Source organism: Streptomyces sp. NPDC058239 (assembly GCF_042882185.1).
Taxonomy (GTDB): domain Bacteria; phylum Actinomycetota; class Actinomycetes; order Streptomycetales; family Streptomycetaceae; genus Streptomyces.
Genome location: NZ_JBHVWS010000034.1, coordinates 1 through 14,124, shown reverse-complemented (window position 1 = coordinate 14,124; position 14,124 = coordinate 1). Strand labels below are relative to the sequence as shown.

At 67.6% G+C, this 14,124-nt stretch carries 5 protein-coding genes, 1 tRNA gene and 1 pseudogene; 2 read left to right on the top strand and 5 right to left on the bottom strand.

Annotated features, from left to right (window positions below):
* Positions 1 to 154: 154 nt before the first annotated feature.
* From ACFVYE_RS29765 to ACFVYE_RS29750, 4 genes are all read right to left on the bottom strand, one after another.
* Entirely contained in the window at positions 155 to 955 is an 801-nt protein-coding gene (locus ACFVYE_RS29765; RefSeq protein WP_383976032.1) for a helix-turn-helix domain-containing protein, read from the bottom strand.
* A 204-nt stretch (positions 956 to 1,159) separates the two neighbouring features.
* Entirely contained in the window at positions 1,160 to 3,940 is a 2,781-nt protein-coding gene (locus ACFVYE_RS29760) for a DNA translocase FtsK (RefSeq protein ID WP_383976034.1), read from the bottom strand.
* Between the two features lie 251 nt (positions 3,941 to 4,191).
* Positions 4,192 to 4,869 (bottom strand): two-component system response regulator, encoded by a 678-nt coding sequence (locus ACFVYE_RS29755; protein WP_383976036.1) that lies wholly within the window; start codon positions 4,867 to 4,869, stop codon positions 4,192 to 4,194.
* Positions 4,870 to 5,113: 244 nt separating this feature from the next.
* Positions 5,114 to 10,543, bottom strand: coding sequence for a HAMP domain-containing protein (locus tag ACFVYE_RS29750; protein ID WP_383976038.1), 5,430 nt, complete (start codon positions 10,541 to 10,543; stop codon positions 5,114 to 5,116).
* 414 nt (positions 10,544 to 10,957) lie between these two features.
* On the opposite strand from ACFVYE_RS29750, the gene ACFVYE_RS29745 reads away from it, so the two are divergent.
* Entirely contained in the window at positions 10,958 to 13,573 is a 2,616-nt protein-coding gene (locus ACFVYE_RS29745) for a SpoIIE family protein phosphatase (protein WP_383976039.1), read from the top strand.
* A 34-nt stretch (positions 13,574 to 13,607) separates the two neighbouring features.
* Positions 13,608 to 13,736 (top strand): annotated as a pseudogene (locus ACFVYE_RS29740) (aldo/keto reductase); the annotation flags it as partial.
* A gap of 51 nt (positions 13,737 to 13,787) precedes the next feature.
* On the opposite strand, the gene ACFVYE_RS29735 reads toward ACFVYE_RS29740, so the two are convergent.
* Positions 13,788 to 13,860, bottom strand: a tRNA-Thr gene (locus ACFVYE_RS29735).
* Positions 13,861 to 14,124 lie beyond the last annotated feature (264 nt).

Here is a 14,124-nt window from a genome sequence, read left to right as displayed (position 1 = left end):
GCGGGCTTGGCAACACCACTACTTGGTCCCGCCACGCCCCGTCCGGTCCCGGTCTCCCCCCTCACACCTAGTCAAAAACACGGCGCCCCCCCCGCTGTTTTCCGGGGCCCTCGCCGTGTTGCTGATGCCGCTTGGGAAACCGTGCGTGGATGGGTCAGCCGACCGCCGGGTCGCCCTTCGTGTACGAGAGCCGCTCGACCTGGCCCGGCTGGAACTTGTCCTCGACCTTCTTGCCGTTCACAAAGAGCTCGATGGCACCGGCGTCACCGAGGACGAGGTCGACCCGCTCCTGGTCCTGGAAGGTCTTGGACTGGCCCTGCAGCAGCAGCCCGTCGAAGAGCAGCCGCCCGTTGTGGTCCTTGGCGGAGATCCAGCTCTTGCCCTGGCTGGCGCTGAGCTTCACCGTCACCTTGTCCCTGGGTGCCGCGGCGATGGCACTGTCGGAGGGCTGCGGCTTGGGGTCGACGGGCTTGTTGGTCTTCGGCTTGGGGCTCTTCGTGTTGGGCGTCGAGCCCTCCGCGACCTGTGTGGTCGTGGAGCTGTCGTCGCCGCCCTTGAAGAAGGTGAAGCCGACGAATCCGACGACAGCGACGATCGCGGCGACCATGGCCGCCGTCCAGTTGGGCCGACGGGGTTCGGAACGGATTCTCTCGGCCTCGAACAGCGGCGCCGCGGGCGTGGGTGCGGGACGGCCGCCGTGCTCGGCGTCGTACTGCGAAACCAGCGATTCCGGATCGGCCCCGACGGCACGCGCCAAGGTACGGATATGGCCGCGCGCATACACGTCGCCGCCACAGCGGGAGAAGTCGTCCTCTTCGATCGCGTGCACGATGGGGATGCGCACCCGGGTGGACGAACTGATCTCTTCGACCGTGAGACCTGCGGCGATACGAGCCTGCTGGAGCACTCGACCGATCGAAGGCCGGTCGTCTTCGGGGGAGTTGCCGATGGACACGGGGGCGCCTTTCGAGCGTGAGCCACCTGCTGGGTGTTCAGTCTAGGGGGGGTACGAAAGGGTGGGGCAACCGGGAGGAAGGACTTTGTACGCCATCAGACTCGAACGCCGTCCGATTCTCTGGGCCACCCCGAGAAGGACAATCTTGCCGCCCCTCCCTTCAACTTGACGTACGACCCGACGAAACGGTTGCCCGTACTTCACCTACGAAGCGGTTTCCCCGCGGATCAGTGCCAACACCCCGTCCAACTCGTCCGGTTTCACCATGACGTCGCGCGCCTTGGATCCCTCGCTCGGCCCGACGATGTTCCTCGACTCCATCAGGTCCATCAGCCGGCCGGCCTTGGCGAAGCCGACCCGCAGCTTGCGCTGAAGCATCGAGGTGGACCCGAACTGGGTGGAGACGACCAGTTCGGCGGCCTGGCAGAGCAGATCCAGGTCGTCGCCGATGTCCTCGTCGATCTCCTTCTTCTTGGCGGTGCCGACCACCACGTCCTCGCGGAAGACCGGCGCCATCTGATCCTTGCAGTGCTGGACGATTGCCGCGACCTCGTCCTCGGTGACGAAGGCACCCTGCATACGGGTGGGCTTGTTGGCCCCCATCGGCAGGAACAGACCGTCACCCTTTCCGATGAGCTTCTCGGCGCCGGGCTGGTCGAGGATGACTCGGCTGTCGGCCAACGAAGACGTCGCGAAGGCGAGCCGGGAGGGCACATTCGCCTTGATCAGACCGGTGACGACGTCGACCGAGGGCCGCTGGGTCGCAAGCACCAGGTGGATACCGGCAGCGCGGGCCAGCTGGGTGATACGGACGATGGCGTCCTCCACATCACGGGGAGCAACCATCATCAGGTCGGCCAGCTCGTCGACGATCACCAGCAGATACGGGTACGGCGAGAGCTCGCGCTCACTGCCCTCCGGCGGCTTGACCTTGCCGTTGCGGACGGCCTGGTTGAAATCGTCGATGTGCCGGTACCCGAACGCGGCGAGGTCGTCGTACCGGAGGTCCATCTCCCGCACGACCCACTGGAGGGCCTCGGCGGCACGCTTGGGATTGGTGATGATCGGCGTGATCAGGTGCGGGATGCCCTCGTACGCGGTCAGCTCGACCCGCTTGGGGTCGACCAGCACCATCCGTACGTCGTCCGGCGTCGCCCGCACCATGACCGAGGTGATCAGACAGTTGATGCAGGACGACTTGCCGGAACCGGTCGCACCGGCCACCAGCACGTGCGGCATCTTCGCCAGGTTGGCCATCACATATCCGCCCTCGACGTCCTTGCCGAGCGCGACCAGCATCGGATGGTCGTCCTCGGCGGCGTCCGCGAGGCGCAGCACATCGCCGAGGTTGACCATCTCCCGGTCGGTGTTGGGGATCTCGATGCCGACCGCCGACTTGCCAGGGATCGGGGAGATGATCCGGACGTCGGGACTGGCGACTGCGTACGCGATGTTCTTGGCGAGCGCCGTGATCCGCTCGACCTTCACCGCGGGACCGAGCTCCACCTCGTACCGCGTGACCGTGGGTCCGCGGGTGAAGCCGGTGACGGCGGCGTCGACCTTGAACTCGGTGAAGACGTTCGTCAGGGACGCGACGATCGCGTCGTTGGCGGCGCTGCGGGTCTTGCCGGGCCCGCCGCGTTCCAGCAGGTCGAGCGAGGGCAGTGAGTACGTGATGTCGCCGGAGAGCTGCAGCTGTTCGGCGCGGGCGGGCAACGGCTGGGACTGCGACCGGTCGGGCGCGGGCTTCGTCAGATCGGGTACGCCGCCCGAGGGCACCGCCCCCTTCTCCGGCTTCCCTCCCCCGCCGACGGGTTCCCCCTCCCTGGCGCCCGGCACCGGCGTGCCTGGGCGTTCGCGCTCGACGGAGACGCCCTGGGTGAGGTCGGCGACGATCGGTGAGGGCGGCATGCCGTTGAGCACGGCCCCGTCGAGCGCGGCGGCCGCGGCGGCCGCGACATCCACCGCGTCCATGGCGCGGTTCATCGTGGGCTGCCCGGAGGGCCTGCGCGGCCTGCGGCGCTTGGAGAGCGCGTCGGCCTCCGCCTGGTCGGGGTCATACTCCGCGGGCGCTTCGGGGCGGCGTGCGGAGGAGCGGCGGGAGCGGGCGGGCAGCGCCTCGCGCCACTGCTCGTCGTAGCGCTCGTCGTCGCTCTCCTCTTCCGCGTCGGGGTCGTACACCGGGTCGAGGATGCCCAGCTTGGTGCCGAGCAGCCGGAGCCGTTGCGGAATGGCGTTCACCGGGGTGGCGGTGACGACCAGCAGTCCGAAGACGGTGAGCAGCAGCAGCAGCGGTACGGCGAGGACCTCGCCCATCGTGTAGACCAGCGGTTTGGAGGCCGCCCAGCCGATGAGTCCGCCCGCGTCCTGCATCGCCGTGGTGCCATCGCCCCGGCCGGGCGATCCGCACGCGATGTGGACCTGTCCGAGCACCCCGATGACCAGGGCGGAGAGCCCGATGACGATGCGGCCGTTGGCCTCGGGCTTCTCCGGGTAGAGGATCAGCCGTACGGCGATGGCACCGAGCAGTATCGGTACGAGCAGATCGAGCCGGCCGAAGGCTCCGGTGACGAGCATCTCGACGAGGTCTCCGACGGGCCCGCGCAGATTCGACCAGGTGCCCGCGGCGACGACCAGCGCGAGACCGAGCAACAGCAGCGCGATGCCGTCCTTGCGGTGCGCGGGATCGAGTCCCTTGGCGCCGCGCCCTATGCCACGGAACATCGCGCCGACGGCGTGAGCCGCACCGAGCCAGACGGCGCGCGCCAGGCGGTACACACCGCCGGTGGGCGACGGTGCCGGTTTGGGCGCGGCCGCCTTCTTGGCCACCGCCTTCTTGGCGGTGGCCTTCTTCGCGGGCGCGGTCTTCTTCGCGGCGGTCTTCTTCGCGGGCGCGGCTTTCTTGGCCGGCCCCGCGGTACGGCCGACGCGCTTCGCGGTGCCCGCCGTGCCCTGGGAACCCTTGCCGGACGTACGTGAGGCCATGATGCCGAGGTTACCGGTGTCGACGGCCGTGAACACGTGTGCCTGCCGCTTCACCCGACCGTGTCGCTGTACAGAGGCAGGAAACTGACGTGTCCTCACGCCGCCGCGCCGCTGGACGCCCCTGCCGCCGAACCGTCGAACGGCCGAGACGGCAGGGCAGTTGGGCCGAGCGTCCTGACAACCGCCCGTTCCTCGACCTGAGGTCGTACCGCTGGACCGCTCCCCGCCATGGAGTGCGGGGCAGTACGGCGCTACGAGGGAAGGGCTGCCGCGCCGCTGCCGGTGCCGGGCTCCAGCGCGTCGAGTGCCCGGCGCAGGCCGGTCAGCTTGCGTTCCAGATGGGCGGCGGTGGCCACGGCCGCGGCGTCCGCCGACTCGTCGTCGAGCTGCTTGGAGAGCGCTTCGGCCTGCTCCTCGACGGCCGCGAGCCGCGCCGAGAGCTCGGCCAGCAGCCCTGCGGGCTCATTCTCGTGGCCCGCGCTGCCGTTGGCATCGCCCTCCAGCTGGAGCCGCAGCAGCGCCGCCTGCTCGCGCAGCTTGCAGTTCTTCATGTAGAGCTCGACGAAGACCGAAACCTTGGCCCGCAGCACCCATGGGTCGAACGGCTTCGAGATGTAGTCCACCGCGCCCGCCGCGTAACCCCTGAAGGTGTGATGCGGACCGTGATTGATCGCGGTGAGGAAGATGATCGGGATGTCCCTGGTCCGTTCCCGCCGCTTGATGTGCGCGGCGGTCTCGAAACCGTCCATGCCCGGCATCTGGACGTCCAGCAGAATGACCGCAAAGTCGTCCGTGAGCAGCGCTTTGAGCGCTTCCTCCCCTGACGATGCCCGTACCAGTGTCTGATCGAGCGCAGAGAGGATGGCCTCCAGCGCCAGCAGATTCTCCGGCCGGTCATCGACCAGGAGGATCTTGGCCTTCTGTACCATGGCCCGTCCTCCTCGCCCCGGAATTGCACCGGGCGCCGCCCCAGGGGACGACTCCCTTACGCCGTCCGTCCTTGTGCCGGTCATGGTAGCCGCACCCCGCCCGTCACCACACCCTGTCACCGCGATGTCACTGTGCACACAACAGAAACGCGGTGGGAGACCAGAAGGTTCCCCGTACAGCGCCTTCTCACACCCCTGCGAGCACAGCCGCTCATCAACTCATCGCGATTCTTTCAATTAATGATCACTCTCCGCGCATCCACTCCTCCATAACAGAAAGAAGATGATCGGGATCGACAGGCTTGGTGACATAGTCGGAAGCGCCGGATTCGATCGCCTTCTCCCGATCGCCCTTCATGGCCTTCGCGGTCAGCGCGACGATCGGCAGCCCGGCGAACTGCGGCATCCTACGGATCGCCGCCGTCGTGGCATAGCCGTCCATCTCCGGCATCATGATGTCCATCAGTACGACCGTCACATCGTCGTGCTGTTCCAGGACTTCGATGCCCACACGTCCGTTCTCCGCGTACAGGACCGAAAGACCGTACTGCTCCAGCACGCTGGTGAGCGCGAAGACGTTACGGATGTCGTCGTCGACGATCAGCACCTTCTCGCCGTGGAACCGGAAGGTCCTGCGGACCTCCGGTTCCTCCTGCCCGGCAAGCGTCCACGGCTCCTGCGGTGCAGCCGGGGCGGCGGCGCGGGACGGCAGCGCGGGCCGCCGCTCCGCGCTCCCCAGGGCCTTGCGGCGACGCCGCATCAGCCCGGCGGCACCCGCCGAATCGTGCACGGTGGCCGCCGAGTCGGCGCCCGGACCGGCCTCCGGAAGCAGACCTTCCTCGACTGCGGCGCCGTGTACCTCGATGGGCCCAGGACCGATCTGCGGATAGCCCTGCGGCGGCAACTCGCTCGGGTGCAGCGGCAGATAGAGCGTGAACGTCGAACCGCGGCCCGGCTCGCTCGCCGCGTGGATCTCGCCGCCCAGCAGCCGGGCGATCTCCCGGCTGATGGACAGGCCGAGCCCCGTACCGCCGTACTTGCGACTGGTCGTACCGTCCGCTTGCTTGAACGCCTCGAAGATCACCAGCATCTTGCTGGACGCGATCCCGATACCGGTGTCGGTGACCGAGAAGGCGATCAGATCGGCATCGGCGTCACGCAGCGAGCCGGCCTCCAGGAGCTGCTCGCGGATGGCGTTCGGCACATCCTCGTTGGCGTGCCGGATCACCAGCTCGACCGCCCCGCTGTCGGTGAACTTCACCGCGTTGGAAAGGAGATTGCGCAGCACCTGGAGCAGCCGCTGCTCGTCCGTGTGCAGTGTCGCGGGCAGCTCCGGCGAGACCCGTACGGAGAAATCGAGCCCCTTCTCCGCGGTGAGCGGCCGGAATGTCGCCTCCACATAGTCGACCAGCTGGACAAGTGCGATCCGGGTCGGGCTGACGTCCATCTTGCCCGCCTCGACCTTCGTCAGATCGAGGATGTCATTGATCAGCTGAAGCAGATCGGAACCGGCTCCATGGATCGTCTCGGCGAACTCCACCTGCTTCGGCGAGAGATTGCCCTCGGCGTTGTCCGCGAGCAACTTGGCCAGAATGAGCAGCGAGTTGAGCGGGGTACGCAACTCGTGCGACATGTTCGCCAGAAACTCCGACTTGTAACGCATCGAGACCGCGAGCTGCTCGGCGCGCTCCTCCAGGACCTGCCGGGCGTCCTCGATCTCGGTGTTCTTGACCTCGATGTCGCGGTTCTGCTGGGCCAGCAGCTCGGCCTTCTCCTCCAGTTCGGCGTTGGAGGCCTGAAGTGCCTTCTGCCGGTTCTCCAGCTCCTGTGAACGGTCCCGCAATTGCTCTGTCAGCTCCTGCGACTGCTCAAGGAGCTTCTCGGTCTTCGTATTGACGCTGATGGTGTTGACGCTCGTCGCGATCATCTCGGCGAGCTGATTGAGGAAGTCCCTCTGGATATGGGTGAACGGCTGGAAGGAGGCCAGCTCGATCACACCGAGAACCTTCCCCTCGAAGAGCACCGGCAGCACGATCACATGCGCGGGCGGTGCCTCACCGAGCCCGGAGGAAATCTTCAGATAACCCGGCGGAACATTGTCCACCTGGATGGTCCGCTTCTCCTCCGCCGCTGTGCCGATGAGCGTCTCACCGGGCCGGAAGGATGTCGGCATCGATCCCGCCGAATATCCGTAGCTGCCCCTCATACGGAGTTCGTACGAGCTGTCCTTGTCGCTGTCCGATCCCACCGCATCGGTGTCACCGGTCGGCATGGCCAGGAAGAACGCACCGTGCTGCGCGGAGACGACCGGGGTCAGCTCGCTCATGATCAGCGAGGCCACGTCGTCGAGATCGCGCCGCCCCTGCATCAGACCGGAGATCCGGGCGAGATTGCCCTTCAGCCAGTCCTGCTCCTTGTTGGTGGCCGTGGTGTCACGCAGATTGGCGATCATCGTATTGATGTTGTCCTGCAGGGCCTGGATCTCGCCGGCCGCATCCACATCGATCTTGAGGTTGAGATCGCCGCGGGTCACCGCGGTGGCGACGGCCGCGATGGCCCGCACCTGACGGGTGAGGTTGCCGGCCATCTCGTTCACGGACTCGGTGAGGTCGCGCCAGGTGCCGTCGACGTCCCGGACCCGTGCCTGGCCGCCCAGCTGCCCCTCCGTGCCCACCTCGCGGGCGACCCGGGTCACCTGCTCGGCGAACGAGGACAGCTGGTCGACCATCGTGTTGATGGTGTTCTTCAGCTCCTGGATCTCACCGCGCGCGTCGATGTCGATCTTCTTGGTGAGGTCGCCCTTGGCGATGGCCGTGGTGACCGTGGCGATCTGGCGCACCTGCCCGGTCAGATTGGACGCCATCGAGTTCACGGACTCGGTGAGGTCCTTCCACGTACCGGAGACGCCCGGAACACGTGCCTGGCCGCCCAGCTCACCTTCCGTGCCCACCTCTCGGGCGACCCGCGTCACCTCGTCGGCGAACGAGGACAGCGTCGTCACCATCGTGTTGACGGTGTCGGCGAGCTCGGCGACCTCGCCGCGCGCCTCGACGGTGACCTTCTTCGTCAGATCGCCGTTGGCGACCGCGGACGAGACCCGGGAGATGTTCCGTACCTGACTGGTCAGGTTGTTGGCCATCAGGTTGACGTTGTCACTGAGGTCCTTCCAGATACCGGTCGCACCACGCACCCGGGCCTGACCGCCCAGGATGCCCTCGGTACCCACCTCGCGGGCGACCCGCGTCACCTCGTCGGCGAAGTTGAGCAGTTGGTCGACCATGGTGTTGACGGTCGTGACCAGTTCGAGGATCTCGCCCTTGGCGTCGACCGTGATCTTCTTGGAGAGATCGCCCTTGGCGACCGCTGTGGTGACCTCGGCGATGTTACGGACCTGCAGGGTCAGGTTGTTGGCCATGCCGTTGACGGACTGGGTGAGGTCCTTCCACGTACCGGACACCCCCTGCACCTCGGCCTGACCGCCGAGGATGCCTTCCGTACCCACTTCACGGGCGACCCGCGTCACCTGCTCGGCGAAGTTCGAGAGCTGGTCCACCATCGTGTTGAGGGTGTTCTTCAGCTCCAGGATCTCGCCGCGCGCGTCAACATCGATCTTCTGCGACAGGTCACCGCGCGCCACCGCGGTGGCGACCTGCGCGATGTTACGGACCTGAGCGGTGAGGTTTCCCGCCATGCCGTTGACCGAATCGGTCAGATCACGCCACACACCGGCCACGCCGGGCACCTGTGCCTGCCCGCCGAGCCGTCCGTCGGTGCCCACCTCGCGGGCGACCCGGGTCACCTGCTCGGCGAAGGCCGAGAGCTGGTCGACCATCGTGTTGATGGTGTTCTTCAGCTCCAGGATCTCGCCGCGCGCGTCAACATCGATCTTCTGCGACAGGTCGCCCCGTGCCACCGCCGTGGTCACCTGCGCGATCTGGCGTACCTGGGAGGTCAGATTCCCCGCCATGAAGTTGACGGAGTCGGTGAGCTCCTTCCACGTACCGGAAACGCCGTCTACCCGCGCCTGGCCACCGAGGCGGCCCTCCGTGCCCACGTCACGCGCCATCCGCGTGACCTGGTCGGCGAAGGACGACAGCTGCGCCACCATCGTGTTGACGGTGTTCTTCAGCTCCAGCATCTCGCCCGCGACATCGACGGTGACCTTCTGCGAGAGGTCACCGTTGGCGACCGCGGTCGTCACCTGCGCGATGTCGCGCACCTGCCCCGTAAGGTTCCGGAACGCCGTGTTCACCGAGTCCGTGAGGTCCTTCCAGGTCCCCGCCGCCCCCGGCACCTCGGCCTGACCGCCCAGCCGGCCCTCGACGCCGACCTCCCGGGCCACCCGGGTCACTTCCGAACCGAAGGACTGGAGCTGGTCCACCATCGTGTTGACGGTGTTCTTCAGCTCCAGCATCTCGCCGGCCACATCGACGGTGACCTTCTGCGTCATGTCGCCGCTGGCCACCGCCGTGGTCACCTGCGCGATGTCGCGCACCTGAGTCGTCAGGTTCCGGAAGACCGTGTTCACCGAGTCGGTGAGGTCCTTCCAGGTCCCCGCCGCTCCCGGCACCTGCGCCTGACCGCCCAGCAGCCCCTCGCCACCGACCTCGCTGGCCACTCGGGTCACTTCGTCGGCGAAGGTCCGCAGTGTCTCGGTCATCTGATTGATGGTCTCGGCGAGCTGTGCGACCTCGCCGCGGGCGCTCACAGTGACCTTCTGGGACAGGTCACCATTGGCGACCGCGGTCGTCACCTCGGCGATCCCTCGCACCTGGGAGGTCAGATTCCCGGCCATCGTGTTGACGGAGTCGGTGAGGTCCTTCCAAACCCCGGCCACACCGGGCACGGTCGCCTGCCCGCCCAGCTCGCCCTCCGTGCCCACCTCGCGGGCGACCCGGGTCACCTCGGAGGAGAACGACGACAGCTGGTCGACCATCGTGTTGACGGTGTTCTTGAGCTGAAGCATCTCGCCGGCCACATGGACAGTGACCTTCCGCGACAGATCGCCCTTGGCGACCGCCGTCGTCACCAGCGCGATGTCCCGCACCTGCGCGGTCAGCCGGTACGCCATGGTGTTGACGGAGTCCGTGAGGTCCTTCCATGAACCGGACATTCCGCGCACCTGGGCCTGCCCGCCCAGCTTGCCCTCGGTACCCACCTCGACCGCGACCCGTGTCACCTGCTCGGTGAACGCCGACAACTGGTCGACCAGGTTGTTGACCGTACGGGCGACCTTCAGGAACTCGCCGCGCAGCGGCCGTACGGTCTCGTCGGCCGTGTGCGACCGAAGCTCCATCCGCTGTTCGAGATCACCGTCGGCCACCGCCGACAGCACCCGCCCGACCTCCGAGACCGGGCGTGCCAGATCGTCGACCAGCTCGTTGGAGGCGTCGATCGCGGCGGCCCAGGAGCCCTCGCAGGCGCCCGTCTCCAGCCGCTCGGTGAGTTTCCCCTCACGTCCGACCACCCTCCGCACCCGGGCCAGTTCGCCGGTGAGATGGAGATTCCGGTCGGCGACTTCATTGAAGACTGCCGCAATCTCCGCCATCACGCCGTCGCCCGAGACGGTCAGGCGCCTGCGGAAGTTCCCGTCACGCATCGCCACCAGGCCTGCCAACAGTCTGTTGAGCGCTGCCGCGTCGACGTCGATGGTTCCATTGCGCTGCTTTTTCACGGACTGTCCGCCTTTTGTGCGCGTGCCTGTTCCCCGCGCCGCCACGCCAGACTCCACCGTGATCCCTCCCGCAGGGGTTGACCGTATCGCTCGGGCCTTATCTGGGAGCTTGCCCAGTTCCTCATTGGCTCACCGCCACAGCCCACCGTCGACGGGTGACCATGCGGACGTCAAATCGTTGAAACGTACCAGGCCCGAACCAATCGGGGTGCAGCCTCCAACGGTTGTCCCACATCACCCTGTTGGGAAGCCCGAACTTGTCCGGTCACATGTCTGTTCCTGGTCGTTCCTGCCCGAAGTCGGCCCTCGTGTACCCGGCACCGAGACCGAGCGTCTAGCCTGGCAGGCGAATCGAAGCGGCGAGAAACGGGCACAGGACTCGGGGAAGCGACGAGACACCATATGGGGAGTGCTGTGATCACCGCGCGCGCGGCTGCCACCTTCGACCCGGTCGGGCGCTCCGTCGCGACCGCCCGCGCCTTTGTCCGTGACACTCTCCAGGGGTGGGGGTACACGGATGTCGTCGACGACGCCGTCGTCCTCACCAGCGAGCTCGTGACCAACGCGGTGGTGCACGCAGGCACCGCCGCGGACGTGCTGTGCCTGCGCACGGAGAACGGCGTCCGGATCGAGGTCTCCGACCACTACCCCGAACGCGAGATCCCCCTCCAGAGCACAGGTCTGGACTTCGGCAGCCCCGACCGTGAGAACGGCCGCGGACTGCTGCTCTGCGCAGCGCTCGCTTCCCGGTGGGGCGTCGAGTATTCGCCCACCCATAAACATGTCTGGTTCCAGCTCGATCTTCCCGAGCGCCCGGTGGGAATCCGCTCCGCCGGCCCCCTGCTCCCGGTCGGCCTGCTCCCGGTCGCCGACGAGCGCGTGCGGGTGGCCGTCGTCCAGATCGACAGCACCGGTTCCATCGCCGCCTGGAACGAGGACGCCGCGTTCCTCTTCGGACACGCCGCGGAGCAGGTCACCGGTAAGCAACTCACCGACTTCACCGCCTGGCCGCAGACACCCGGCACCAACACCGGCATCGTGGACGCGCTGCAGCTCTCGCGCTGGGAGGGCAGTTACGGAATCCGGGGCGCCGACGGCCGCACCATCCCCGTCTACGCCTCGCATCTCCGGGTCCGCGACACCCACGGCGAACCGTCCACAGTCTGTCTGCTCGTCCGCGACTACGAACGTGCCGTGCTCCAGTCCCCGGTGCGCACACCGGTCTCCGACGCGAACGCCGAGAGCCACAAGACGGACCCGTTCGAAATCTTCATCGGCTCCCCCGCCCCCGACGACCTCGACGGCCTGCTGCAGCGCACGGTCGAGCGGGCACGCGACATGCTCGACGCCGATTCGGCCTTCCTGCTGCTGGCGACGGACGACGAAACGGAACTGGAGGTACGGGCCACGACCGGCCTGCCCTCCGCCCGCCAGCGCTTCGCCCGGGTTCCGGTGGAGGCCGGTACCGGACGATACGGCTCCGCCCGGATGCCCGCCGTCCACGAAGACCTCGACAACGTGCCCGGCGCCGTCCCCCTGCTCGGCGGCACGGGGATGCGCTCCGTCGTCACCGTCCCGCTGAAGGTCGAGGGTCGCCTCACGGGCTCGCTGGGTGTCGCCGCGGAATCAGCAGGCCGCTATTCCAACGAGGAGGCTCTACGCCTCCAGTTCGCCGCGGACCGCATTGCGCTGGCCGTCGAATCGGCCCGCCTGGGTGAGCTGGAACGACTGCGCCGCGGTTCACTCTCCTTCCTCGTCGAGGCCTCCGACCTGCTCGCGGGCACCCTCGACCGGGACCAGACCCTGGCGCTGATGGCCCAGATGACGGTCCCCACCCTGGCCACATGGTGCGCCGTCTACACGATCGCGGACCAGTCCTCGGAGCCGTATCTCTCCTATGTGCTGCACGAGGACGAGGAGCTCATCGACGGCCTCAAGGCCCTGCTCTCCAAGATCGCTCCTCCGGACCCCGTGCCGACCCCAGGTGCCCGTGTCTGGGCGGCCCCGTCGGAGGCCGCCCACCAGTCAGCCCTGCGCACCTCGATGCGTACGCTCGGCCTCGGCGAACCCGGCGGGCTCGGCTCCGGCATCCGTACGACGCTCGCCACCGCGGCCGCGGTGGGCGGGGAGACGGTGGTCCTGCCACTCGTCGCCCGAAACCGCGTCATCGGCATGCTCACGCTCGGGAAGCCTTCCGACGACCACTTCCGCCAGGAGATCCTGGAACTGGCCGAGGACCTCTCCCGCCGCGCCGCCCTCGCCCTCGACAACGCCCGCCTCTACTCGGAGCGTATGGCGATCAGCCAGTCCCTGCAGCGCAGCCTGCTGCCGCCGGGACTGCCCGAGGTCCCCAATGTCGAGATCGAGGTCATCTACCGCGCGGCGGGCGAGGGCAACGAGGTCGGCGGCGACTTCTACGACGTCTTCCCGATCCGCGACGGCGCCTACGGCTTCGCCATCGGTGACGTCTGCGGTACGGGCCCGGAGGCCGCGGCCGTCACGGGCCTCGCCCGCCACGCCCTGCGCCTCCTCGCCCGCGAAGGCTTCGGCGGCCCGGCCGTTCTGGAACGCCTCAACGCCGCCATCCTGGACGAAGGCGCCCGCAGCCGCTTCCTGACCCTCCTGTACGGGGAGCTGTGGCCCCAGGAGGACGGCAGCGCGCTCCTGAAGGTGGTCTGCGCGGGGCACCCGCTGCCGTTGCGCCTGCGCCAGGACGGCTCGGTGGAGTCAGCGGCCGAACCTCAGCCCCTGCTGGGCGTCATCGAGGACCTCGAACTGTACGAGCAGACGGTGACCCTCGCTCCGGGCGATGTCCTGCTGTGCGTGACCGACGGCGTCACGGAACGCCGTGAGGGCACCCGCATGCTCGGCGACGACGGTCTGGCGGACGTTCTGGCCACCTGTACCGGCCTCACGGCCGGCGCGGTGGCAGCACGCATTCTGCGGGCGGTCGAACGCTTCGCAGCCGAGCCTGCCTCCGACGACATGGCCATCCTCGCCATGCGCGTCCCTGAACCGCCCATCACCTGACCGCACTTCATCGGGCCGAAGGCTTCGAACCGTTCTGGCCCATGACTTCAGAGCCGAACAGTCCATCAGCACGCTCCGACGTGCGATCGAGCTCGGCATGAACCACCTCGACACCGCCGCGTTCTACTTCTCGTCGCTGCGATGCGCCAACGAACTGATCGACGGAACATGCGAAAGGCCCCCGCCGAGTGGCGGGGGCCTTTCGTCTTGCCTGAGCCCCAATGCGGAATCGAACCGCAGACCTTCTCCTTACCATGGAGACGCTCTACCGACTGAGCTATTGGGGCCTGCTGCGCTGTGGCAACGAGGTAAAGCATACCCTGAACTCAGGGGTACTCAGAACCACTGACCGCACAAGATTCTGACGGACTCTCACCGGACCCCGCCGCCCCTCTCACCACGACGCATGCGTGGCCCGGCCTGCCTCGTCCGAGCCGGCCAGCCGCACGCGTGGGGTGAACGCAGAAAAGCCCCGTGCCACAAGGGCACGGGGCTTTCCCGTAAAAGGAGTTCGGCGGCGTCCTACTCTCCCACAGGGTCCCCCCTGCAGT

What these genes read in the sequence shown, in the direction of transcription:
- ACFVYE_RS29755 (WP_383976036.1), bottom strand. Translation starts at nt 4,869, where the DNA reads ATGGTACAGAAGGCCAAGATCCTCCTGGTCGATGACCGGCCGGAGAAT.
- ACFVYE_RS29760 (WP_383976034.1), bottom strand. Translation starts at nt 3,940, where the DNA reads ATGGCCTCACGTACGTCCGGCAAGGGTTCCCAGGGCACGGCGGGCACC.